The organism is Microbacterium testaceum, assembly GCF_029761935.1.
Taxonomy (GTDB): domain Bacteria; phylum Actinomycetota; class Actinomycetes; order Actinomycetales; family Microbacteriaceae; genus Microbacterium; species Microbacterium testaceum_A.
The window spans coordinates 2,390,786-2,411,772 of record NZ_CP121699.1; the positions used below are offsets into that span (position 1 = coordinate 2,390,786).

Sequence of the window (20,987 nt, forward strand, 5' to 3'; positions counted from 1 at the left end):
GGAATCGACGGGCCTGCGTACGCGTTTCGGGATGCCGCGGGAGCCGGCGTTCAGCCGAAGATCATCGGCAGGTCGTCCTCGTCGTCGGCGCCCGAGAGGTCGAGGTCGGCGACGACGGGCACGTGGTCGCTGGGGACCTCGCCCTTGCGCTCGTTGCGGTGGATCTCGGCGCCGTGCACCGCGTCGGCGAACGCCCGCGAGCCGAGGATGAAGTCGATGCGCAGGCCCTCGTTGCGGGGGAAGCGCAGCTGCTTGTAGTCCCAGTAGGTGTAGCCGGTGGGGATCAGCGGACGCACGACGTCGGTGAGGCCCGCGGCCTCGAAGGCGCGGAACGCCTCGCGCTCGGGCGGGGAGACGTGGGTGGTCGCGCCCTCGACGACCGTGGGGTCGCCGTTGTCGTCGTCGGTCGGGGCGATGTTGAAGTCGCCGGTCAGCGCGAGCGGCAGGTCGGGGTGGGCGGCGAGGGTGTCGGCCGTGTACTGGCGCAGCTTGTCGAGCCAGTCGAGCTTGTAGACGTAGTGCGGGTCGTCGAGCCCGCGCCCGTTGGGCACGTAGAGGCTCCACACGCGCACACCGTTGACGGTGGCCCCGATCGCGCGCGCCTCTTGCGGCAGGTCGGGGCCCTCTTTGCCTTTCTCGAACCCGGGCATGCCGGGGAAGCCGATCTCGACGTCTTCGAGGGGCTCGCGGCTCGCGATGGCGACGCCGTTCCACTGGTTCAACCCGTGCGCGACGACGTGGTACCCGGCCTCTTCGAACGCCGCGTAGGGGAACTGCTCCGTCTTGCACTTGATCTCCTGCATCGCCAGCACGTCGATGTGCTCGCGCACGCAGAACTCGACGGTGCGGGTGACGCGGGCGCGGATGGAGTTGACGTTCCAGGTGGCCAGGCGCATGGCATCCAGCCTACTTTCGGCCGCCGACATCGGCGGCCAGGGTGACCCCGGCGTTATCCGTATGGAGCACTAAACTCGGGGCCGTGACCACCGCCTCCACGCCCGAGCTCGAAGCCGACCGTCAGGCCCTCATCGGCCTCATCAAGGACGAGGCGGTGTTCCACGGCGACTTCACCCTCTCGAGCGGCAAGAAGGCGACGTACTACGTCGACATGCGCAAGCTCACCCTCGACCACCGCGCCGCTCCCGCGATCGGTCGCCTGGTGCTCGACCTGGTGAAAGACCTCGACGGCGTCGTCGCCGTCGGTGGACTCACGCTCGGCGCCGACCCCATCGCCAACGCCGTCATGCACGAGTCGGTGCACGCCGGTCGCCCGCTCGACGCGTTCGTCGTGCGCAAAGAGCCCAAGGACCACGGCCGCGGCCGCCAGATCGAGGGCGCCGATGTGAAGGGCAAGCGCGTCGTCGTCGTCGAAGACACCTCGACCACGGGCCAGTCGGCGCTCAAGGCCGTCGAGGCCCTGCGCCGCGAGGGCGCCGAGGTCGTCGCCGTCGCGGTCGTCGTCGACCGCAAGACCGGCGCTCAGGCCGCGATCGAGGCCGAGGGCCTGCAGTGGCTGGGGTCGATCGACCTCGACGACCTGGGCCTCGCCCCGCAGTAAGCCCGCCGCGCCACCGGAACAGCCTGGTGCGCCGAGAACAGGCCGATTCCACGCGAATCGTCCTGCCTCGGTGACGCGCCCTGCTCTCGTGACGCACAGGGAGTGGATGCCGACCCCTCGCCGCCCCGAACGGTGCGACGGCCGCGCTCAGGGAGCGTCGTCTCCCGGCCCGTCGAACGGGTCGCGACGACCGCTGCCGCCCCGACGCGAACGGCGCCACTGCACGATGAAGGCGACGAGTGTTCCCGCCGTGATGACGAAGGCGACGATCAGCCAGAGGGTGCGGTCGTCCATGATGTGGTCTCCTCGGGCTCAGAGTCCCGCTTCGAGGCCCTCTTCGCCGTCGGCGAGATCGGTTTCGACGGGTTCGGCGCGCACGAGTTCGGCGACCGAGCCCAGGATCTCGTCGGGGCGGAACGGGTAGCGCTCGATCTCGCGCTGGTCGCTGATGCCGGTCATGACGAGCACCGTGTGCAGGCCCGCCTCGATGCCGGCGACGATGTCGGTGTCCATGCGGTCACCGATCATGCCGGTGTTCTCGCTGTGGGCGCCGATGCGGTTGAGGGCGGAGCGGAACATCATCGGGTTGGGCTTGCCGACGATGTAGGGCTCCTTGCCCGTGGCCTTGGTGATCAGGGCCGCGATGGCTCCGGTGGCGGGCAGCACTCCCTCGGTCGAGGGGCCCGTGGCATCCGGATTCGTCGCGATGAATCGCGCGCCCCCGCGGATGAAGCGGATCGCCTTCGTGATCGCTTCGAACGAGTAGTTGCGGGTCTCGCCCACGACGACGTAGTCGGGGGTGGTCTCGGTCATGATGAAGCCCGCCTCGTGCAGGGCGGTGGTGAGCCCCGCCTCGCCGATGACGAAGGCGGAGCCGCCGGGCATCTGCGACTTCAGGAAGTCGGCCGTGGCCAGCGCCGACGTCCAGATCGACGACTCGGGGACGACGAGTCCCGATGCCCGCAGGCGGGCGCTGAGATCACGCGGGGTGTAGATCGAGTTGTTCGTCAGCACGAGGAACGGCGTGCCCTCGGAGCGCCACTGCGCGAGCAGCTCGGATGCTCCGGCGATGGGCGTGTTCTCGTGAACGAGAACGCCGTCCATGTCGGTCAGCCAGCACTCGATATCGCCTCGGGTCCGCATGGGGCCCAGCCTAGACCCAGCCACCGACACGCTCCCAGGGGCTGGTTTTCCGATGAACGAGCGCGGGCGGGCCCGACCGGAGTCGTGACCCGCCCGTCCGCGGAAGCCGACTTACTTGAAGGTGTCCTTCACGTTCTCGCCGGCCTTCTTGGCGTCGGCCTTGACCTGGTCGGCCTTACCCTCGGCGGCGAGCTTGTCGTTGTCGGTCGCGTTGCCGATCGCTTCCTTCGCCTTGCCCACGATGTCCTGAGCGGCGTTCTTGATCTTGTCGTCGAGACCCATGATCTGACTCCTTCTTGTCGTGTCGGCGTCGGCGGCGGGAGGATCTCGTCGCGACGGAGCGGGTTGCTCACAGAGGAGACGTACCCCGAGCGGGATTCGTCACGCGAGGTCGCGAAAAACTTTTCATCGGGCGGTATTCCGCCTGCGGAATGCACCCGTGACGGACGGGCTCGATCTCGTTAGGGTCGAAGGGTGACGCGAACCGAATGGGACCCCGAGAACCTCCCGAACCTCTCCGGGCGGTCCTATCTGGTCACGGGCGCCACGCGCGGGCTCGGCTTCTTCGCCTGCGAGCAGCTCGCGGGCGCCGGAGCCCACGTGCTGCTGACGGGGCGCAATCCCAACAAGATGTCCGCGGCCAAGGCAGCGATCAAGCGATCGACTCCGGATGCCAGCATCGAGACGCTGCTGCTCGACACCAGCAACATGGGCTCGGTGCGTGCCGCCGCTGCCACGGCCCGCGCGCGCGGGCGCCTCGACGGTCTGCTGCTGAACGCGGGCATCGTCCACCCGCCCAAGGAGCGCGAGACCGCCGGCGGCCACGAGTTGGTGTTCGCGACCAACGTGCTCGGACACTTCGCGCTCGCCGGCGAGCTGCTCAAGCCCCTGGCCGCCGCGCGCGGGCGCATGGTGTGGGTCGGCAGCATGTCGACCTCGCTGTGGCGCCACGTCCCCACCGACCCCGAACTGCGTGAGGGCTACTCGCCCTGGCGCGCCTACGTGCAGTCGAAGGCGGCGACGACCGCTCTGGCGCTCGAGGCGCAGAAGCGCCTGATGGCTCACGGCGTCCCGGTCCAGAGCCTCGTCGCGCACCCCGGGTACTCGACGAGCGGCCGGACCCGCGGAGTGCGCGGGGTCAACGAGCCGAGTCGTCTCACCCGCTTCCTCGACAACCTGCAGGCCCCGATCACTCAGTCCAAGGAGCAGGGGGCCTGGGCGCTCGTCCGCGCGCTCGTCGACCCTTTCGCCGAGGGCGGCTCGATGTATGGACCGGCGCTGGTCGCGCGGGGCGCTCCGCGGGTGGCGACACCCGCTCGTCGGACGCGCGGGGGAGAGCTCGGCGCCGACCTGTGGCGCGCGTGCGAGACGGCGACGCACGTGCGGTGGCCGTTCGATCGGGCTCGACGCGCGGCATCCTGAATCCGGGTCTTCGCGCGATCTCGGTGAGAGGGCTCAGCTCGCCCCGGTGACGCGTGTCAGCCATACCGAGCTCCCCGCCCCCGCGGGCAACGCGACCTCGACACCGTCCGCGCGCACGACGTCGTCGCTGAGCACCACGAGTTCATGCCCCACGTCGATGCCGTTCTCCACGAGGGCTCGCAGCAGCTCCGGATCGCGGTCGCTCACGCGTAGGACCCGACCCGAGTGCCCGGCCGGCGCCTCGGCGAGGAGCACGAAGGGTTCGCGGTGCACCGAACCGTCGGCATCCGGGATCGCGTCTCCGTGGGGATCGAAACGCGGGCGGCCGAGCCGCTCGTCGATGCCCTCGAGCAGACGGTCGCTGAGGGAGTGCTCGAGGACTTCGGCTTCGTCGTGCACCTCGTCCCACGAGTAGCCGAACTCGCGGACGAGCCACGTCTCGATGAGACGGTGGCGACGGATGACGCCCGCTGCCCGCCGTCCGCCCGCGGTCGTCAGCGACACGGGTCCGTACGGCCGGTGCGTGACGAGCCCCTGTGCGGCGAGCTTCTTGACCATCTCGGTCACGCTCGACGGCGCGAGGCTCAGCACCGCGGCGAGCTGCGAGGGCGTGATCGGATTGTCCTGCCACTCGGTGTGGTGGTAGATCGCCTTGAGATAGTCGTCGGCCACGGGCGATTCCACTCCGTCAGCCTATCCGCCGGTGAACACCAGCCACAGGAGCAGGGCGTTGAGGGCGATGAGGAAGACGGATGCCAGCACCCCGGCCGCCGTCGTCAGCCCGCGGTTGCGGTACTCGCCGAGCACGTCGGGTCGGCGGGTGAGGGCCACGAGCGGGACGAGCGCGAAGGGGATGCCGAACGACAGCACGACCTGGCTGAGGACGAGCGCGAGGGTGGGATCGACGCCGAGTCCGAGGATGACGAGCGCCGGCACGAGGGTCACGAGTCGGCGGGCGAGCAGGGGGATGCGCGCGTGCAGCAGTCCCTGCATGATCTCGGCGCCCGCGTAGGCGCCCACGGACGTCGAGGCGAGACCGCCCGCGAGCAGTCCCACCGCGAACAGGGTGGCGACGAGCGGGCCCAGTCCGTCGCGCAGGGCCGCGTAGGCGCCCTCCAGGCTGTCGGTGCCGTCGACGCCGGCGAGGTTCGCCGCGGCGAGCAGCAGGATCGCCAGGTTCACGGTGCCGGCGACGGCGAGGGCGATCGTGACGTCCCAGCGCGTCGCGCGCAGAAGACGGGGGGTCGAGATGCCCCGGGCGTGCGCGAGGGTGTCGGCGCGGCTCTGGGCGGTCGCCGACTCCGGTGCGTGGGCGTGCGCCGCGGCGATGCCGCCCGAAGGGTCGGCAAGGTCGCCGGTGGGCGCGAAACGGTCGCGGGCGAGAGCGGAGTGCGCGTAGATCGCGTGCGGCATGATCGTCGCCCCGAGGATCGAGGCCGCCAACAGCACCGAGGTGCTGCCCTCGAATCTCGGCACGAGGCCGGCGATCACCCCGGCGGGCTCGGGCGGCGCGAAGAACAGGCCGAACGTGAAGCCGACGGCGATCACGAGCAGCAGGCCGATCAGCACCGTCTCGAAGGCCCGCGCCCCGCGCCGCGTCTGCACGAGCAGCAGGCCCATCGAGATGACGCCCGTGATCGCCCCGCCCCACACGAGGGGGATGCCGAACAGCAGATGCAGCGCGACGGCACCGCCGATGACCTCGGCCACGTCGGTGGCCATCGCGACGAGCTCCGCCTGCAGCCAGTAGGCGCGTCGCGTCCACGGGCGGCGGATCCGACGGCCGAGCACCTGGGGGAGGCTCTCTCCCGTGACGATGCCGAGCTTCGCCGAGAGGTACTGGATCAGCCACGCCATGACGTTGCCGAGCACGACGACCCACACGAGCAGATAGCCGAACGTCGCGCCCGCGGTCATGTTGCTCGCGACGTTCCCCGGGTCGAGGTAGGCGACGCCGGCGACCATCGCGGGTCCGAGCAGCCAGAGAGCGCGCTGCGGCGCGCGGCGGCGGGGCACGGCATCCGCTGTTTTCGGCATCCCGAAACCGTAGCAATTTTTCGGGCAGCCGAAAAGTGCGCGCGATCGCTGAGAGCGCGGCGCACGCCCCGACCGTCCAGTGCCGTCGAGACGAGGTCGCCATCGCACCGCGGGTAGCCTGAAACGGTGACGGATGCCGAGAACCCCCCGCCGTCGCAGGGGGACGCCGCCGAGCCCCGATCGACGGATGCCGACGGCCCGGCGTCGTCGCAGGAAGCGACCCCCACGCACGGCGTGGGCCCGTGGCCCGGGGGCGCGGACGCCTGGCCCGACGACCCGCGCTACGACCGCGACCTGCTCGAGAACGGCGACACCCGCAACGTGGTCGACGAGTACCGCTACTGGAGCATGGACGCGATCGTCGCCGACCTCGACGCGAAGCGGCATCCGTTCCACGTCGCGATCGAGAACTGGCAGCACGACCTCAACATCGGGTCCATCGTGCGCAGTGCCAACGCCTTCCTCGCGGCCGAGGTGCACATCGTCGGCAAGCGCCGCTGGAACCGTCGCGGCGCCATGGTCACCGACCGGTACCAGCATGTGCGCCACCACGAAGACGTCGCCGCCTTCGCCGCCTGGGCGCGCGAGGCGGGGCTGCCGGTGATCGCGGTGGACAACGTCGAGGGGTCGATGCCCGTCGATCGCGCCGATCTTCCCGAGGCCTGCGTCCTGCTCTTCGGCCAGGAGGGGCCGGGCCTGTCCCCCGAGGCGATCGAGGCGGCCACGGCGGTCGTCGAGATCACGCAGTACGGATCGACCCGTTCGATCAACGCAGCGTCCGCCGCCGCCGTGATCATGTACGAGTGGTGCCGCCGCTGGGCGTGACCCGCGACAGTCCGCGTCGGGCGGGTGTCCGCGCGGTGCGCGCCCACCCGCGAGGCCGCCTCAGGCGGCGTCGCCCGCGCTCATCCACGACCGGCCGCGCACCCGCAGCCCGAGGGTGAGCGCCCGCGCCACCATGTAGACCCCGAAGAACGCCGCCGACAGCCACGCCAGGCCGACGGCGCCGCCGCCCGCGAACAGCGCCACGAGGATCAACGCCGGAACGTACGGCACGAGGTTCAGCAGCCCGGCGAGAGCGAGGTAGCGCGCGTCGCCGGCCCCGATCAGAACGCCGTCGAGCACGAAAACGAACCCCGCCAGCGGTTGGGCGAGCGCGAGCACGAGCAACGCGGGCTGAATGAGCGCGGCGATCTCGGCATCGCCCGTGAAGATCAGGCCGATGACGCCCGAGGCGGCCGCCAGCACCGCCCCCACCGCCACACCGAACCAGATGCCCCACGCGCTCGTGCGGGTGAGCACCCGCCCCACCGTCACGGTGTCGGCGGCACCCAGAGAACGGCCGATCAGTGCTTGAGCTGCGATCGCGAGGGCGTCGAGCGCGAACGCGGCGGTCGAGAAGATCGTGAACGCGATCTGCCAGCCGGCGAGCTCCGCCGAGCCGAGACCCGTGGCGACGGCGACCGTGGCCAGGAACGCGGCGCGCAGGCTGACCGTGCGCACGAACAGCCAGCCGCCGGAGCGCACCGTGCCGCCGAGGCTCTCCCGTTGGAAGCCGAGGGATGCCGTGTGCACCCGCGCCAGTCGGCGTGCCACGAGCACGTAGGCGCCGACCATCCCCCACTGCGCGACGACCGTGCCGATCGCGGACCCGGCGATCCCCCACCCGAAGCCGTAGATGAAGAGCGCGTTGAGGAGGGCGTTCGCGCCGAAGCCCAGGCCGGCGATCCAGAGCGGGGTGACCGTGTTCTGCATGCCGCGCAAGAGCCCGGTGGCGGCGAAGACCACGAGCATGGCCGGCAGACCCCACATCGAGATCGCGAGATAGGTGCGCGCGTTCTCGGCGACATCGGGGGCGGCGCCGAACAGATCGACGACCGCGGGCGTGACGAGCGAACCGGCCGCGGCCAGCAGCGCGCCCAGGCACAGGGCCAGCCACATGCCGTCGATCCCGACGCGCACGGCACGGCCGTACTCGCCGGCGCCGTAGCGTCGGGCCACCGCGGGAGTGGTCGAGTAGGCGAGGAACACCATGAGCCCCACGACCGTCTGCAAGACGGCGCCCGCGATGCCCAGTCCGGCGAGGGGAGCGACACCGAGGTGGCCCACCATCGCCGCGTCGACGATGAGGAACAGCGGTTCCGCGATGAGCGCGCCCAGGGCCGGCAGCGCGAGCCGCAGGATCGAGCGGTTCAGCGTCTCGGGCGGATGGGTGGTCACGGTCCGAGCCTAGAGCGGGGTCCCGACCCCGCCGCGGCGGCGCACCCGCGGCGCGGAGGGCCGTTCCGAGCCGCCGTGGATGTGTGGCACTTATCCTGTCTCCATGACCGACATCCCCCGCTCCGGTCTCGCGCTCGACGAGCTCAGCGACGAGATCCGCCCGCAGGACGACCTGTTCCGCCACGTGAACGGCAGCTGGCTCGAGCGCACCGAGATCCCCGACGACAAGGCCCGTTGGGGCTCGTTCCACCTCATCGCCGAGCAGGCCGAGGCGGACGTGCGCACCATCGTCCAGGAGTCGCAGGACGCCGAGCCGGGCAGCGAAGCCCGCAAGATCGGCGACCTGTTCGCGAGCTTCATGGACACCGACCGCATCGAGGCCGCCGGTAGCGAGCCGCTCGCCCCGCAGCTCGAGCGCGTCGACGGCGTCTCCGACATCCCCTCGCTCCTCCGGCTCATCGGCGAACTCGAGCGCGACGGGATCAGCGGCCTGCTGACCCTCTTCGTCGAGCCCGACCCGGGCGACCCGACCCGTTACGTGCCCGTCGTCTACCAGGGCGGCATCTCGCTGCCCGACGAGAGCTACTACCGCCTCGACAACTTCGCCGACACCCGCGCGGCCTACCGTGCGCACATCGAGCGCATCCTCGAGCTCGCCGGGGTCGCCGAGGCCGCGGCATCCGCCGATCGCACCTTCGCCCTCGAAACCGACATCGCCGCGCACCACTGGACGCGCGAAGACAGCCGCGACTCGGTCAAGACCTACAACCTGAAGTCGTGGGACGACACCGTCGCCCTCGCAGGCGTCGACCTCGAGCCGTGGCGCGCAGGGGTCGCCCCCGGACACGAGGAGGCGCTCGCCGAGGTCGTCGTCTATCAGCCGAGCTTCGTCGAGTCGCTCGGCGCCCTGCTCGTCGAGGAGCGCCTCGACGACTGGAAGGCGTGGCTGCGCTTCAAGATCGTGCACGCCGCCGCGGCGTTCCTCTCCGAGGCGTTCGTCGCCGAGAACTTCGCCTTCTACGGCACCCAGCTCACCGGCGTGCCGGTGAACCGCGAGCGCTGGAAGCGCGGCGTCAGCCTCGTCGAGGCGGCCCTGGGCGAAGCGATCGGCAAGGTGTACGTCGAGCGCCACTTCCAGCCCGCGGCGAAGGACGCCATGGACGGTCTCGTCGCGAACCTCATCGAGGCGTACCGGCGCTCGATCCAGGGACTGTCGTGGATGACCGACGAGACCCGCGAGCGCGCGCTCGCCAAGCTCGACACCTTCGTGCCGAAGATCGGCTACCCGGTCCGCTGGAAGGACTACTCCGAGCTCCAGATCACCGCGGACGACCTCGTCGGCAACGTCCGTCGGGCGCACGTCTGGGAGCACGACCGCCAGCTCGCCAAGGTCGGCCAGCCGATCGACCGCGACGAGTGGTACATGACCCCGCAGACGGTCAACGCGTACTACAACCCGCTCATGAACGAGATCGTGTTCCCCGCGGCGATCCTGCAGTACCCCTTCTTCGACGCCGATCGCGACGCGGCCGCCAACTACGGCGGCATCGGAGCGGTCATCGGTCACGAGATCGGCCACGGCTTCGACGACCAGGGCAGCCGCTTCGACGCCGACGGGTCGCTTCGCGACTGGTGGACGGATGCCGACCGCTCGGCGTTCGAGGAGCGCACCAAGGCCCTGATCTCCCAGTACGAGGCCCTCGTCCCGCAGGGGCTGAGCGAGGAGCACCACGTCAACGGCGCGCTCACGATCGGCGAGAACATCGGCGACCTCGGCGGGCTGGGCATCGCGATCGCCGCATACCGCCTGTTCCTCGAGAGCCAGGGCGAGACCGACCTCGACGGCCCGGTCGTCGACGGGTACACCGGCATCCAGCGGCTCCTGCTCAGCTGGGCGCAGATCTGGCAGCAGAAGGGCCGCGACGCCGAGACCATCCGCCTGCTCACGATCGACCCTCACTCGCCGAACGAGTTCCGTTGCAATCAGATCGTGCGTAACATCGACGCGTTCTACGAAGCGTTCGAGGTGACCGAGGGCGACGCCCTCTGGCTCGACGCAGACCAGCGCGTCACCATCTGGTGAGGTCGCGTTTGTTGCTCTCCTGACGCGGAAGGAGCCACGCTCGTGGGCATGCCCCCGGTTCCCGAGCCCGCCCTGCCCGATCCCGTCGGCGGGCCGGTGGAGTCGTCTCGACGCGACGCCCCGGCCCTCCGCGGGGCCGGGCGCAAGGGGCCCAAGCGACTGCCCCGCCGCGCGGCGGCGGGTCGCCGATCGTTTACGGCGACCCTGCGCTCTCTCGACGAACTCGCCGCGTCGGGCGCGAAGGTGTCGGTGCGCATCGACGACCTCGACGGGGGCTCCACCGAGGTGCTCGCCGGCGACGACTTCGTCACGCTGCCGGTCGGAGGTCTCGGCGTCGTCCCCCTGCTCATCGAAGCGGCGGCCGCGTTCGAATCGGGGCGCCTCGACCCGCTCGAGATCATCGATCGTGCATCGGTGCACGGCGCCGCACACGGCGGCGTCTGGCAGCACCTGAAAGCCCCGGCGCTGCCCCTGACCGACGTGGCCATGCTCGCCGCGTCGTCCGGCGACGCCCTCGCCGTCAACGCCCTGCTGCACCGGGTGGGTCTGCAGTCGGTGCGCGCGCGGGTCGAGCAGCTCGGGCTGCGTCGCACGGCTCTGCTCGACCGCTTCCGTGACGACCGCGGTCCCGACGACGCCCCGCATCTCGCCCTGTCGACGGCCCGCGAGATGGCCCAGGTCTTCGCGGGGCTCGTGAACTCCACCGTCGTCTCGCCCGGGGTGAGTGCCCAGGTCGCCGAATGGCTGAGCCTGAACCACGACCTCTCGCTCGTGGCATCCGCCACCGGCCTCGATCCTTTCGCGCACGAGAACGACCAGCACGGGCTGCTGTTCATCAACAAGACGGGGCGTGCCCCGGGCGTCCGCGCCGAGGCGGGCGTGCTCGGCGGGCCCCGCGCGGGGATCTCGTACGCGCTGATCGTGAACTTCGACGACCTCTCGATCGCACACCGCCTGCGCGCGCACGACGCCTTCCGCGTGCTGGGCGTCGAGCTGATGGAGTACGTGTACTGAGGCTCTCAGGTGGTGCGCACGCGCCACACGCTCCGGGAGCAGACCGCGAACACCGTCGCCACCACGATGACGGCTGCGCAGCCGAGGAGTACGCGGGGTGCTCCGAGTTCGTGCGCCAGGGGTCCCACCAGGATCTCCCCGAGGGGGACGGCCACGAACGAACCGACCATGTCGTACGAGTACACCCGCGAAAGCGCCTCGCGCGGGACCCGGGTCTGCAGCGACTGATCCCAGGCGATCGCGAAGAGCTCGATGGCGACCCCTCCGACACCGAACGCGACCACGAGCAGCGCGAGCGTCGGCTGCACCGCGAGCACCGCGACGGGGAGAGCGACGGATGCCATGCCGACGACGCCCAGCCCGAGAGCACGTCGCGGGTGCCAACGCAGGGCGATCACCGCCCCCAGTGCGAGGCCTGCGGTCTGCGCGGCGACGACGAGTCCCCACCCTCCGCGGCCGAAGGTCTCGTCCGCGACGAGGGGGCCGAGAACCGTGGTGGCTCCGACGAACGCGGCGTTGAGCACGGCGAACTGCAGCACGACGATCCAGATCCATCGACGACTCGCGAACTCCCGCCACCCCTCGCGCAGTTCGGTCCAGACCGATGCCGTCGCGTCGGGGCCCACGGCATCCGACCTCTGCGGGAGGCGCAGGCGAGTGAAGAGGATCGCCGCCACGGCGAAAGCGGCGGCGTCGATCGCGAGACCCCATCCGGGCCCGACCGCGGCGACCACGACGGCTCCGACGGAAGCGCCGGCGATGCTGCCGCCGTTCAGGCCGAGGCGCAGCAGCGCATTCGCCGGGCGCAGGAGGGAGGCCGGCACCGTGTCGGGAACGAGAGCCGCGGCGGCCGGGAGACTCACCGCCGATACCGCGCCGTTCACGACGCTGAGCGCGATGAGGATCGGGATGCCGGCCGTTCCGGTCAGCACGAGGGCGGCGATCGTGCCCTGCGTGGCGGCCGCCGCCAGGGATGACCCCACCAACACGGCTCCGCGGGGCAGGCGATCGGCGAGGACCCCGCCGAACAGCAGCATCGCCACGTTCGCGATCGAGCGCGCAGCGACCACGAGTCCCAGGTCGGCTGCCGAGCCGGTGAGATCGAGCACGGCGAAGGCGAGCGCGATCGGGGCGACGGAATTGCCCACGATCGCGGTGGTCCGGGCGGCGAGCAGCCAGCGGAACGGCGCGTGGGAGAGGGGCCCTGTCACCGCGGGCGTCGGATCGGGAAGAGCGCCGCTGTCATCGACACCGGTCGTGTGCCGGGGGTTCGCGGAGGCTGGGCTGCGGCGTGCAGAAGGGCAGACGCTTCGCCGACGTGCTGCACGATGCGGCCCCAGATCTGCGGGTCGACCCAGAGTTCGGCATCCGTGGTCAGGGCCGGCCCGTCCGTGCGTGCGCGTGCGCGGCGGCGGAGTTCGTCGACGAGCGCGGCGACGTACTCCTCTTCGCCCGCGGGCGCGCGCTCGCCCAGGTGCGCATCCGGGTCGTACCGCCGCGAAGAGCTCTCGTGGCGGTAGCGCCGCGCCTCCCCGCCGCGGAGCCGCACGACCTCGACCACGCGGATCAGTCCCGCCCGTTCGAGCACTCGCAGGTGGTAGCTCGCCGACGCCTGGGAGATGCCGAGCTCGCGACCGGCCTCGGCCGCGCTCATCGCCGCTCCCGTGAGCAGCGACAGCAACCGCAGGCGCAGGGGGTGCGCGGTCGCGCGCAGTTCGTCGATCGCTGACATCCCGCCATCGTGGCGCGCCCGTGAGCAACCGTCAAACAGCTCTTTGGGGGTTGAGCAGATGGTCCCGCACCCGACGCCCGAGCGCAATCCCTCCTTTCGAGCCCCGACCCGCTGGGACGCTGGTGGCCTCGAAACGAAAGAAGGGACCGAAGCCATGTCGGACACCACTCCCACCAACGACCCGTTCGCCGCCTCGAGCGGACCCGAGGGTCACTCCATCACCGACTGGACCGACCTTGGCCGCGAGATGTGGTCGTACCTGACCGGCCGCGGTGCCGCGGTCAACTACTCGTTCGTCGACATGACCGTCGAGGTGCCGCGCGACATCGGCCCCGACGCGCCCCGCGCGACCTGGAAGCTCAACGGCACCCTCCGCGTCACCACGAGCGACGACACCGCGGCCGGGTCCGACCCGTACCGCGGCAACTGAGGGGAGGCGCCATCATGGTGCGCCTCGACATCGACCTCGCCTTCTCGGAACACGAGCAGGACCAGGATGCCGACACCCCGCCGTTCGAGGGCACGGTCACGGCCGCGGGCACCGAGGTGCGCATCGTCGTGAGCGACCCCTCGCGGCTGCCCGGCAACGGCCGGCGGACGCTCGCCGAGCTGTCCACGGTCGCCGACGCCCTGGCATCCCGAGGTATCTCGGTGAAGCTCGAGGGACCCGAGGGCCCGATCCTTCATCTCGGCGACGTGAAGAGCAGCGTGCTGCAGCGCGCGATCACGGGGTCGAAGCACATCCGCCTCGGGTCCGTCTCGGCGGTCGCGCCGTTGCTGACGCGGCGGAACAAGGGGCAGGCGCTCACCTTCCCGATTCCGCCCGAGACACCGCTGCCCCTCGTGCCGACGGTCAATCGCACGGTGCGACGGCGCATCACGACGACCCACTACACGCCCGGTTCCGGCCGGCCGCGTCTGATCTTCGCGGTGGGCGATTCGTCGTGGGACGGCTCGCGTCCGCGGGAGTTCGACCTGTTGCCGACCAAGACGGTCATCGGTTCGGGCGAGGGGGTCGACCTGCGTCTTCCCGGTCTCGCGCCGATTCACGCCGAGATCCGCCACGAGGGCGACGACGAGTACGTCCTCTACGGCTTCGACGAGGTCGGGGGCGGCGGGGCACGCGAGCAGGGCCCCGGGCGCGACCGCGGCGGGCGCATCCTGCGCACCGGCGCGCGCATCGAGCTGGGCGGCTGGCGTCTGGCGTACTTCCGCGCGGAGTTCGCCGACCACGGACGCCCCTATGGCGGCCGCCAGGGCGGCGAGCTCTCGGATCAGCGCAAGCAGCCGCCGCGCGGCGGTTCGGGTCCGCTCAGCCGGGCGACCGACCCGGAGTGACCACGCGCGCGTGAGGGGTCGGCTTCTGTCGCTTGGCATCACCGGAGGCGACGGGAAACGACCCCTCACGCCTGCGGGCGTCGAGCGGCGCGCGGCGGCCGGGGGCCGGCATCCGGGATTCAGAAGACGATCGTGTGGTTTCCGTGGCGGATCACGCGGTCTTCGGCGTGCCAGAGCACGGCGCGCGAGAGCACCTGGCGCTCGACGTCGGCGCCGCGGCGGGCGAGCTCGGCCGAGGAGTCGGCGTGGGTCACGCGCACGGTGTCCTGCTCGATGATCGGACCCTCGTCGAGGTCGCTCGTGACGTAGTGCGAGGTCGCCCCGATGAGCTTGACGCCGCGCTGCTTGGCCTTCTTGTAGGGCTCGGCGCCGATGAAGGCAGGCAGGAACGAGTGGTGGATGTTGATCACCGGTACGCCGATCTTCTCGAGGAACTCCGGCGAGAGGATCTGCATGTAGCGCGCGAGCACGATGAAGTCGACGTTGCCGACCAGCAGTTCGAGGATGCGGGCCTCGGAGGCCGACTTGTCGGGCCCCGGCGTCGACGGGACGTGGAAGAAGGGCACCCCGAACGACCGCACGTCCTCGGCGGCCGTCGTGTGGTTCGACACGACCATGGGGATGCTGACGGGGAGGTCGCCGCGGCGGTGACGCCACAGCAGGTCGAGCAGGCAGTGGTCCTGCTTCGAGGCGAGGATCGCCATGCGCTTGGGCGTCGAGAGGTCGGTGAGCGTCCACTCGAGCTCGAAGCCGTCGCCGAGGGTCTTCGCGAGGTCGGCCTCGATCTCGGGGAACGCGGCCGAGAGGTCGGGGCGGTGGAAGACCACGCGCTGGAAGTACGCCCCGCCACGGGGATCGTCGGAGTACTGGTCGAAGGCGACGATGTTGCCGCCCTGGCGCGCGATCAGCGCCGAGACCGCGGCGATGATGCCGGGGGTGTCACTGCCGTGCACGATGAGGCAGGCGTGATCGGGCTGCAGGTGGGGGCTCGCGGAGACCATCGGACCATTATTCCGCGCGCGGGTGGCGTCGCCGACCACGCCCGGTGTCGCTTCGGGGCGTGGTTCGTGGCCCCGGGGCCACTTGTGACGCCCCGGGGCCATTTACGCCGCCCCGCGGAGGCCCGACCCCGACCCGGAATCAGACGCGCACGACGATCTTCTGCGCCGAGACGCCCGCGCGCTGGCGGTCGAGGGCATCCTGCACGGTGTCGAGGCCGTCGCCGACGACGAGCGGGGCGGGCGCGGGACGGAGCGCACCCTCGGCGAGCAGGCGCGGGACGACCTCGCCCCAGAGGCGTGGGCCCATCTCGTCGTCGCGGAGGCTGCTGCCCCAGACGAAGTTCGCGCGGATGCCGCGGCGGCGGGCGCGCAGCGTCGAACGTAGCGTGCCGAGCCCGATGCGCGTGAAGACCGGCAGCATCGCGGGGAACAGACGGCGCCGACCGACCAGTGAGTCGAGCGCGATCGGTGTGCTCGCCATGGCCAGCCGGTTCCCGCCGGTGCGGGCGAGGACGTCGATGCACGCGTCGGTCGAACCGGCCCCGAGTGCGACCGCCCCGACCACGGGGCGTCCGCCGACGGCCGCGACGAGCTCGGCCACGGCGGAGGGCGAGCGGTGGTCGACGACGGCGTCCGCTCCGAGGTCGCGCACGGTCGCCGCGTTGCGGGCGGATGCCGTGGTCACGACGTCGTAGCCGGCGGCGCGGGCCAGTTGGATGGCGTTCATGCCCACGCTCGTGGAGCCGCCCCAGATCACGACGACGCCTCGGGCGGTGTCGGGCGCCGGGTCATTCGGCATCCGGAGTCCGAGGTGCTGGGGTTGGAACAGCGCGCACGCCGCCGTGGACAGGCCCAGCGGGAAGACGGCGGCCTCCTCGTCGGAGAGGCTGTCCGGTGTGGGGGCGGTGAGGCGCTCGAGCAGGGTCGTGTACTCCTGGAACGCGCCTTCGCGCAGCGGATCCCGGCCGCGGTCGGTACCGGTCGCGAGCCCGAAGACGCGCTGACCCACGCGGAAGCGCGTGACGCCGGACCCGATCGCGACGACTTCGCCCGCGACGTCGGAGCCGAGCACGGCGGGGGTGCGCAGCCATCGGTAGGTGATGCGGCTGGTGCCCTGGATCACCCAGTCGACCGGGTTGACCGCCACCGCGCGAACGCGCACGAGCACCTCGTCGGCGGCGGGTGCCGGGGTATCGACCGTGCCGCGGATGAGGGCGGCTCGAGGCGCGGAGAGCAGGGCGGCGGCGTGCGAGGACATGGGGGACCTTTCGCGTGATGACACGGAGTGTCTTCACTATAGACGTGATGACACGTGGTGTCGTCACATAGGATCTCCGCATGGCCAGATGGGCACCCGATACCAGAGAGCGCTTGCGCGAAGCCGCGATGCAGCTCTTCGCGGAGCGCGGGTTCGACGCGACGACGGTGCCCGACATCGTCGAGCGGGCCGGGGTGACGCGGCGCACCTTCTTCCGCCATTTCGGCGACAAGCGCGAGGTGTTCTTCGGCGACGACGCGATCCCGAGGCTGGCCGCCGAGATACTCGCCGCCGCCCCGGCGGACAGCTCGCCCTTCGAGATCGCGTGGGCGGGGTTCCAGTCCCTCGCCACCGACCGCTTCGAGCCCCGCCGCGACGAGATCGCGGCGGCGCGGCGCCTCATCGAGGCCGAGCCCGCCCTGCGCGAGCGCGACCTGCAGAAACAGGCCGACCTGCGGGCGGTGTTGGTCGAGGGGTATCGCGCCCGCGGCGTGGAGCCCCTGCAAGCCCGGGTGCTCGCGGGGGTCGCGGTGGAACTGCTGCAGACGGCCCTCGAGCAGTGGGCGGCGGACGTTACGGGCACGCCCTTGCGGGCCCATCTCGAACGGGTGCGCCGCGAGATGTCGGCCGTCCTGTCCTGACGCTCGCCCGTGCGCCGGTGACGCGCCGACCACGCGCGGGGTGCGTTTCGGGGCGTCGTTCGTGGCCCCGGGGCCACTTCTGCCACCCCGGGGCCCCGTCCCGTGCCCCGGCGTCGCGGCGGGCCGCGTCGAACCCGGCGACGCGCCACCCGCTGCTCGCCGGCACCGGGGCGCGTCTCGTGCACCGGGGGGGGGGGGGGTCGGCGGACGCCCCGCTGCACGGAAGGCACCCCGCTGAGCATGCCTTGCGCACAACGCCACCCCGCCGCCGATGTCGGTGGCCGGGGCTAGCCTGGAAGACGTGACCAGCACCCTCCGCCTCGACCGGCCGGGGTGGCGTACCTGGACGCTGTGGATCGTTGGCGTTCTCGCGTACGTCGTGTCGATCATCAACCGCACCTCGCTCTCGGCGGTGGGGGTGGATGCCGCTGTGCGCTTCGGAGCCGACGCCTCGGCCCTGTCGATGTTCGCCGTCATCCAGCTCTTCGTCTACGGCGCGATGCAGATCCCGGTCGGGCTCCTGCTCGACAAGTACGGCGCGCGACCGATGATCGCGATCGGCATGGTGCTGATGGCCGCGGGTCAGCTCGTCATGGCCTCCGCGGATGCCGTGGGGATCGGCATCCTGGCCCGTGTCCTCATCGGTGCGGGCGATGCGGCGATCTTCCCGAGCGTGCTGCGCGTGATCGCGACGTGGTTCCCCGCGCAGCGGGCGCCGGTGCTCGTGCAGCTGACCGGGATCATCGGTCAGCTGGGCCAGATCGTCGCCGTGGTCCCGCTCGCCGCCCTCCTGCACGCCACGAGCTGGAGCGTCGCCTTCGGCAGCGTCGCGGGTCTCGGCCTGCTGTTCGCGGTCCTGACCTTCCTGATCATCCGCAACCGCCCGCCCGAACGCCGGTCCGACCCGGTCGACACCTCGGTCGACACGCAGACCGGCGCGATCCGCGTGGTGCGGTCGTCGCCCGACCTGCGGCAGGGTTTCCGCGAGTCGTGGGCGCACCCCGGCACGCGTCTCGGCTTCTGGTCGCACTTCGCCACTCCCTTCGCGGGCACGGCGTTCATGCTGCTGTGGGGCTTCCCCTTCCTCACCGCGGGCGAGGGCCTCGCCCCCGCCACCGCGTCTCTCGTGATGACCTCGCTCGTGCTCTTCAGCATCCTCAGCGGCCCCGTGATCGGGGCGCTGTCGAGTCGGCATCCCACCCGCCGTTCGCGCTGGCTCGTGCTGCCGACCGTGGTGTTCCAGGCCGTCATGTGGATCGTCGTGATCGTCTGGCCCGGGCCCGCGCCCGTGTGGCTGCTCGTCGTGCTGATGTTCGCGCTGTCGACCGGGGGGCCGGCGTCGATGATCGCGTTCGATCACGCGCGTACGTTCACCCCCAGTCACCGCCTCAGCACGGCGACAGGCATCGTCAACGGCGGCGGATTCCTCGCGGCCCTCCTGGCCATCCTGTTCATCGGCATCGCGATGGACGTGCAGGGTGCAGGAAGCCCCGAGACGTACTCGCTCGACGCGTTCCGTCTCGCCTTCCTGACGCAGGTGCCGCTGTGGCTCGTGGGCGGGATCGCGATCGTCATCGAGCGCGGGCGGACCATCCGTCACGTCGGCGGGGTGCTGCCGCGCTGACGCGCCCGCGCCGCGGTGCGAGACTCGAGAGCATGAGCGACATCGACATCCGGACCCTCGACACCGTCGAGGCCATCCACGAGGCCGCGGGTGTGCTCGACCGGGTCTGGGGTGAGCACGGGACCATGCCGGCGAACATCCTGCGGGCTCTCGAGCACGCCGGAAACTACGTCGTCGGCCTCTACGACGGCGACCGGATGATCGGCGCCTCGGCGGCGTTCTTCGGCCCGCCCGCCGAGAGGTCGATGCACTCGCACATCACCGGCATCGTCCCCGGATATCAGGGGCGCGGACTGGGCCGACAGCTGAAGAACCACCAGCGCGAGTGGGCGCTCGAGCGCGGCGTCGGCCGCATCACCTGGACGTTCGACCCGCTCGTCGGTCGCAACGCCCACTTCAACCTCGCGGTGCTGGGCGCGCGCGTCACCGACTACCTCGTGAACCAGTACGGCGAGATGGCCGACGCGGTGAACCGCGGCGACGAGTCCGACCGCCTGATGGTGTCGTGGGCTCTCGCCGAACCTCCCGCGCCCACCCCGACGGATGCCGGGATCTCGGCCGTCGTGCCCGTGCCCGACGACATCGAGGCCCTGCGCTCGAGCGACCCGGCGGCAGCCGCCGAGTGGCGTCGGCGCGTGCGCGACGAGCTACGGCGGCACCTGGCATCCGGTCGGCGGATCGGTGGCTTCGATCGCCGCGGGTACCTCGTCGTCGGTTGAGACGGGGCCGCATTCTCGCGCCGGGACGCGGGGGCGTCATTGCTCGGTGATCGGGGTGTCCTTCTCGGCTGCCGGGTCGCCCTGGCCCGGACCCGGCCGCACGGCCGCGTCGTCGCGGATGTCGATCCGCGTGATCCCGTCGTGCTCGCTGACGTCGAAGCGGGGAGCTGCGTCTTCCTCCGTCGCCTTCGGCGCGCTCGTCAGCTGGTCGTGACGGTTCTCTTCGAAGCTCTTCTCGTCGCTCACGGTGATCACTCCTTCTCGCCGGCCGAGCGCCAGGCGTCCGACTCCATGTGCGAGCCCGCCTGCGGGCCCATGTGCAGCATTCCGCCGTCGACGACCCAGCTGGCTCCGGTGACGTAGGCGCTCTCGCGCGAGGCGAGGAAGCGAATGACATCGGCGACCTCGTCGGGCTTTCCGGGGCGACCCAGGGGGATGCCGGGGCGGTGGGTGCGCTCGGCGTCTTCGGCCGACATGTCGTTGATGGGGGTGGCGATCTCGCCGGGCGCGACCGCGTTGGCGGTGATGCCGTACGGGCCGAGCTCGAGGGCCATCGTCTTGATGAGTCCGCCGACGCCGTGCTTGGCGGCGACGTAGGGGGCCGAGCCGACGCGCGGCTGGTGCTCGTGCACGCTCGACACGACGATCAGGCGTCCGCCGTTGCCCGCCTTCACCATGCGGCGGGCGGCGGTGTGCAGGGCGAGGAACGCCCCGTCGAGGTTGAGCGAGATGTCGGTGCGCCAGGTGTCGAAGTCGAGGTCGAGGAAGGTGCCGCCGATACCGCCTCCGGCGTTGTTGACGAACACGTCGAGGCCGCCGAGCTCGTCGGCCATGGCGTTCACAGCATCCGGAACCGTGTCGAAGTCGGTCGCGTCGAACTGCGCGACGATCGCCTTCACGCCGCGCTCGCGCACGGCCGCGGCGGTCTCTTCGGCGCCGTCCTTGTCGGAGTGGTAGGTGACGGCGACGTCCATCCCGGCGGAGGCGAGGGCGAGGGCCGTGGCCGCGCCGATGCCCGAGTCGGAGCCGGTGACGATCGCGTGGCGGGGGGTGAAGTCAGCGCTCATGCGGCCGACGCTACGCGCGGGCGGCAGCGGCATCGGCGGCCTTGCCACGGCCGGGCGCGGGCGTTACGGTCGCGGGTCGGCCGGGCGCGGAAGCCACCGGCCGACTGACGCAGGCGCGGCGGGTCGGGCA

At 71.3% G+C, this 20,987-nt stretch carries 23 protein-coding genes; 10 read left to right on the plus strand and 13 right to left on the minus strand.

Translation table 11 applies throughout. The features are described from left to right. Positions 1-50 precede the first annotated feature (50 nt). A complete protein-coding gene (locus tag QBE02_RS11590) occupies positions 51-896 on the minus strand; it encodes an exodeoxyribonuclease III (protein ID WP_279365844.1) in 846 nt (281 codons plus the stop codon). Between the two features lie 83 nt (positions 897-979). On the opposite strand from QBE02_RS11590, the gene pyrE reads away from it, so the two are divergent. Continuing rightward, positions 980-1,558, plus strand: coding sequence for an orotate phosphoribosyltransferase (gene pyrE, locus QBE02_RS11595; RefSeq protein WP_279365845.1), 579 nt, complete (start codon positions 980-982; stop codon positions 1,556-1,558). A gap of 147 nt (positions 1,559-1,705) precedes the next feature. Here pyrE and QBE02_RS11600 read toward each other — a convergent pair whose 3' ends face one another. The 3 genes from QBE02_RS11600 to QBE02_RS11610 form a co-directional block, all read right to left on the minus strand. Next, positions 1,706-1,852, minus strand: a complete 147-nt coding sequence (locus QBE02_RS11600; protein WP_176786312.1) for a hypothetical protein — start codon at positions 1,850-1,852, stop codon at positions 1,706-1,708. An 18-nt stretch (positions 1,853-1,870) separates the two neighbouring features. Further along, entirely contained in the window at positions 1,871-2,701 is an 831-nt protein-coding gene (locus QBE02_RS11605; protein ID WP_056224678.1) for an HAD-IIA family hydrolase, read from the minus strand. Positions 2,702-2,812: 111 nt separating this feature from the next. Next, positions 2,813-2,983 (minus strand): CsbD family protein, encoded by a 171-nt coding sequence (locus tag QBE02_RS11610; RefSeq protein ID WP_055832729.1) that lies wholly within the window; start codon positions 2,981-2,983, stop codon positions 2,813-2,815. Positions 2,984-3,175: 192 nt separating this feature from the next. Between QBE02_RS11610 and QBE02_RS11615 the strand changes: the two genes are divergently transcribed. Beyond that, positions 3,176-4,123: an SDR family NAD(P)-dependent oxidoreductase gene (locus QBE02_RS11615; RefSeq protein ID WP_279365846.1), complete on the plus strand. Its 948-nt coding sequence runs from the start codon at positions 3,176-3,178 to the stop codon at positions 4,121-4,123. Positions 4,124-4,156: 33 nt separating this feature from the next. Here the strand turns inward: QBE02_RS11615 and QBE02_RS11620 are convergent, their stop codons facing one another. Together QBE02_RS11620 and QBE02_RS11625 are read right to left on the minus strand one after the other, a co-directional pair. Beyond that, positions 4,157-4,807: a metal-dependent transcriptional regulator gene (locus QBE02_RS11620; protein WP_279365847.1), complete on the minus strand. Its 651-nt coding sequence runs from the start codon at positions 4,805-4,807 to the stop codon at positions 4,157-4,159. Between the two features lie 9 nt (positions 4,808-4,816). Then, positions 4,817-6,160: an Nramp family divalent metal transporter gene (locus QBE02_RS11625; RefSeq protein ID WP_279365848.1), complete on the minus strand. Its 1,344-nt coding sequence runs from the start codon at positions 6,158-6,160 to the stop codon at positions 4,817-4,819. Positions 6,161-6,286: 126 nt separating this feature from the next. On the opposite strand from QBE02_RS11625, the gene QBE02_RS11630 reads away from it, so the two are divergent. Further along, complete coding sequence (locus tag QBE02_RS11630; protein WP_431844563.1) at positions 6,287-6,985, plus strand: TrmH family RNA methyltransferase; 699 nt, start codon at positions 6,287-6,289, stop codon at positions 6,983-6,985. Positions 6,986-7,045: 60 nt separating this feature from the next. Here QBE02_RS11630 and QBE02_RS11635 read toward each other — a convergent pair whose 3' ends face one another. Further along, entirely contained in the window at positions 7,046-8,380 is a 1,335-nt protein-coding gene (locus QBE02_RS11635; protein ID WP_279365849.1) for an MATE family efflux transporter, read from the minus strand. Positions 8,381-8,483: 103 nt separating this feature from the next. Between QBE02_RS11635 and QBE02_RS11640 the strand changes: the two genes are divergently transcribed. Further along, on the plus strand, positions 8,484-10,463 hold the full coding sequence (locus tag QBE02_RS11640) for a M13 family metallopeptidase (protein WP_279365850.1): 1,980 nt from the start codon (positions 8,484-8,486) through the stop codon (positions 10,461-10,463). Positions 10,464-10,511: 48 nt separating this feature from the next. After that, positions 10,512-11,477: a serine hydrolase gene (locus tag QBE02_RS11645; RefSeq protein WP_074694815.1), complete on the plus strand. Its 966-nt coding sequence runs from the start codon at positions 10,512-10,514 to the stop codon at positions 11,475-11,477. Between the two features lie 5 nt (positions 11,478-11,482). Here QBE02_RS11645 and QBE02_RS11650 read toward each other — a convergent pair whose 3' ends face one another. Continuing rightward, a complete protein-coding gene (locus QBE02_RS11650) occupies positions 11,483-12,688 on the minus strand; it encodes an MFS transporter (RefSeq protein WP_279365851.1) in 1,206 nt (401 codons plus the stop codon). After that, complete coding sequence (locus tag QBE02_RS11655; protein WP_279365852.1) at positions 12,685-13,209, minus strand: ArsR/SmtB family transcription factor; 525 nt, start codon at positions 13,207-13,209, stop codon at positions 12,685-12,687. Before QBE02_RS11655 ends, QBE02_RS11650 begins: the two co-directional genes overlap by 4 nt. A 154-nt stretch (positions 13,210-13,363) precedes the next feature. Between QBE02_RS11655 and QBE02_RS11660 the strand changes: the two genes are divergently transcribed. Both QBE02_RS11660 and QBE02_RS11665 read left to right on the plus strand, forming a co-directional pair. After that, on the plus strand, positions 13,364-13,639 hold the full coding sequence (locus QBE02_RS11660) for a hypothetical protein (protein WP_056224661.1): 276 nt from the start codon (positions 13,364-13,366) through the stop codon (positions 13,637-13,639). 14 nt (positions 13,640-13,653) lie between these two features. Further along, the gene (locus QBE02_RS11665) at positions 13,654-14,547 is read left to right on the plus strand and encodes an FHA domain-containing protein (RefSeq protein ID WP_279365853.1); all 894 of its coding nucleotides are present in this window, start codon (positions 13,654-13,656) and stop codon (positions 14,545-14,547) included. A gap of 119 nt (positions 14,548-14,666) precedes the next feature. Here the strand turns inward: QBE02_RS11665 and purU are convergent, their stop codons facing one another. Together purU and QBE02_RS11675 are read right to left on the minus strand one after the other, a co-directional pair. Further along, positions 14,667-15,548 (minus strand): formyltetrahydrofolate deformylase, encoded by an 882-nt coding sequence (purU, locus tag QBE02_RS11670; protein WP_074694650.1) that lies wholly within the window; start codon positions 15,546-15,548, stop codon positions 14,667-14,669. 139 nt (positions 15,549-15,687) lie between these two features. Next, on the minus strand, positions 15,688-16,806 hold the full coding sequence (locus tag QBE02_RS11675; protein WP_279365854.1) for a zinc-binding alcohol dehydrogenase family protein: 1,119 nt from the start codon (positions 16,804-16,806) through the stop codon (positions 15,688-15,690). Positions 16,807-16,886: 80 nt separating this feature from the next. Here QBE02_RS11675 and QBE02_RS11680 point away from each other — a divergent pair, with 80 nt between their 5' ends. The 3 genes from QBE02_RS11680 (at position 16,887) to QBE02_RS11690 (ending at position 19,790) form a co-directional block, all read left to right on the plus strand. Further along, entirely contained in the window at positions 16,887-17,447 is a 561-nt protein-coding gene (locus QBE02_RS11680) for a TetR/AcrR family transcriptional regulator (RefSeq protein ID WP_279365855.1), read from the plus strand. 301 nt (positions 17,448-17,748) lie between these two features. After that, positions 17,749-19,071, plus strand: coding sequence for an MFS transporter (locus QBE02_RS11685; protein WP_074694653.1), 1,323 nt, complete (start codon positions 17,749-17,751; stop codon positions 19,069-19,071). A 32-nt stretch (positions 19,072-19,103) separates the two neighbouring features. After that, the gene (locus QBE02_RS11690; RefSeq protein WP_279365856.1) at positions 19,104-19,790 is read left to right on the plus strand and encodes a GNAT family N-acetyltransferase; all 687 of its coding nucleotides are present in this window, start codon (positions 19,104-19,106) and stop codon (positions 19,788-19,790) included. A 36-nt stretch (positions 19,791-19,826) separates the two neighbouring features. On the opposite strand, the gene QBE02_RS11695 is transcribed toward QBE02_RS11690, so the two are convergent. Continuing rightward, positions 19,827-20,036: a multidrug transporter gene (locus QBE02_RS11695; protein ID WP_279365857.1), complete on the minus strand. Its 210-nt coding sequence runs from the start codon at positions 20,034-20,036 to the stop codon at positions 19,827-19,829. A gap of 5 nt (positions 20,037-20,041) precedes the next feature. After that, a complete protein-coding gene (locus QBE02_RS11700; protein ID WP_279365858.1) occupies positions 20,042-20,857 on the minus strand; it encodes an SDR family oxidoreductase in 816 nt (271 codons plus the stop codon). Positions 20,858-20,987 lie beyond the last annotated feature (130 nt).

Coding starts and splice junctions, on each gene's coding strand:
- QBE02_RS11590 (WP_279365844.1), bottom strand. CDS start 896: ATGCGCCTGGCCACCTGGAACGTCAACTCCATCCGCGCCCGCGTCACC.
- QBE02_RS11600 (WP_176786312.1), bottom strand. CDS start 1,852: ATGGACGACCGCACCCTCTGGCTGATCGTCGCCTTCGTCATCACGGCG.
- QBE02_RS11605 (WP_056224678.1), bottom strand. CDS start 2,701: ATGCGGACCCGAGGCGATATCGAGTGCTGGCTGACCGACATGGACGGC.
- QBE02_RS11610 (WP_055832729.1), bottom strand. CDS start 2,983: ATGGGTCTCGACGACAAGATCAAGAACGCCGCTCAGGACATCGTGGGC.
- QBE02_RS11625 (WP_279365848.1), bottom strand. CDS start 6,160: ATGCCGAAAACAGCGGATGCCGTGCCCCGCCGCCGCGCGCCGCAGCGC.
- QBE02_RS11640 (WP_279365850.1), top strand. CDS start 8,484: ATGACCGACATCCCCCGCTCCGGTCTCGCGCTCGACGAGCTCAGCGAC.
- QBE02_RS11645 (WP_074694815.1), top strand. CDS start 10,512: ATGCCCCCGGTTCCCGAGCCCGCCCTGCCCGATCCCGTCGGCGGGCCG.
- QBE02_RS11655 (WP_279365852.1), bottom strand. CDS start 13,209: ATGTCAGCGATCGACGAACTGCGCGCGACCGCGCACCCCCTGCGCCTG.
- QBE02_RS11660 (WP_056224661.1), top strand. CDS start 13,364: ATGTCGGACACCACTCCCACCAACGACCCGTTCGCCGCCTCGAGCGGA.
- QBE02_RS11665 (WP_279365853.1), top strand. CDS start 13,654: ATGGTGCGCCTCGACATCGACCTCGCCTTCTCGGAACACGAGCAGGAC.
- purU (WP_074694650.1), bottom strand. CDS start 15,548: ATGGTCTCCGCGAGCCCCCACCTGCAGCCCGATCACGCCTGCCTCATC.
- QBE02_RS11675 (WP_279365854.1), bottom strand. CDS start 16,806: ATGTCCTCGCACGCCGCCGCCCTGCTCTCCGCGCCTCGAGCCGCCCTC.
- QBE02_RS11680 (WP_279365855.1), top strand. CDS start 16,887: ATGGCCAGATGGGCACCCGATACCAGAGAGCGCTTGCGCGAAGCCGCG.
- QBE02_RS11690 (WP_279365856.1), top strand. CDS start 19,104: ATGAGCGACATCGACATCCGGACCCTCGACACCGTCGAGGCCATCCAC.
- QBE02_RS11700 (WP_279365858.1), bottom strand. CDS start 20,857: ATGAGCGCTGACTTCACCCCCCGCCACGCGATCGTCACCGGCTCCGAC.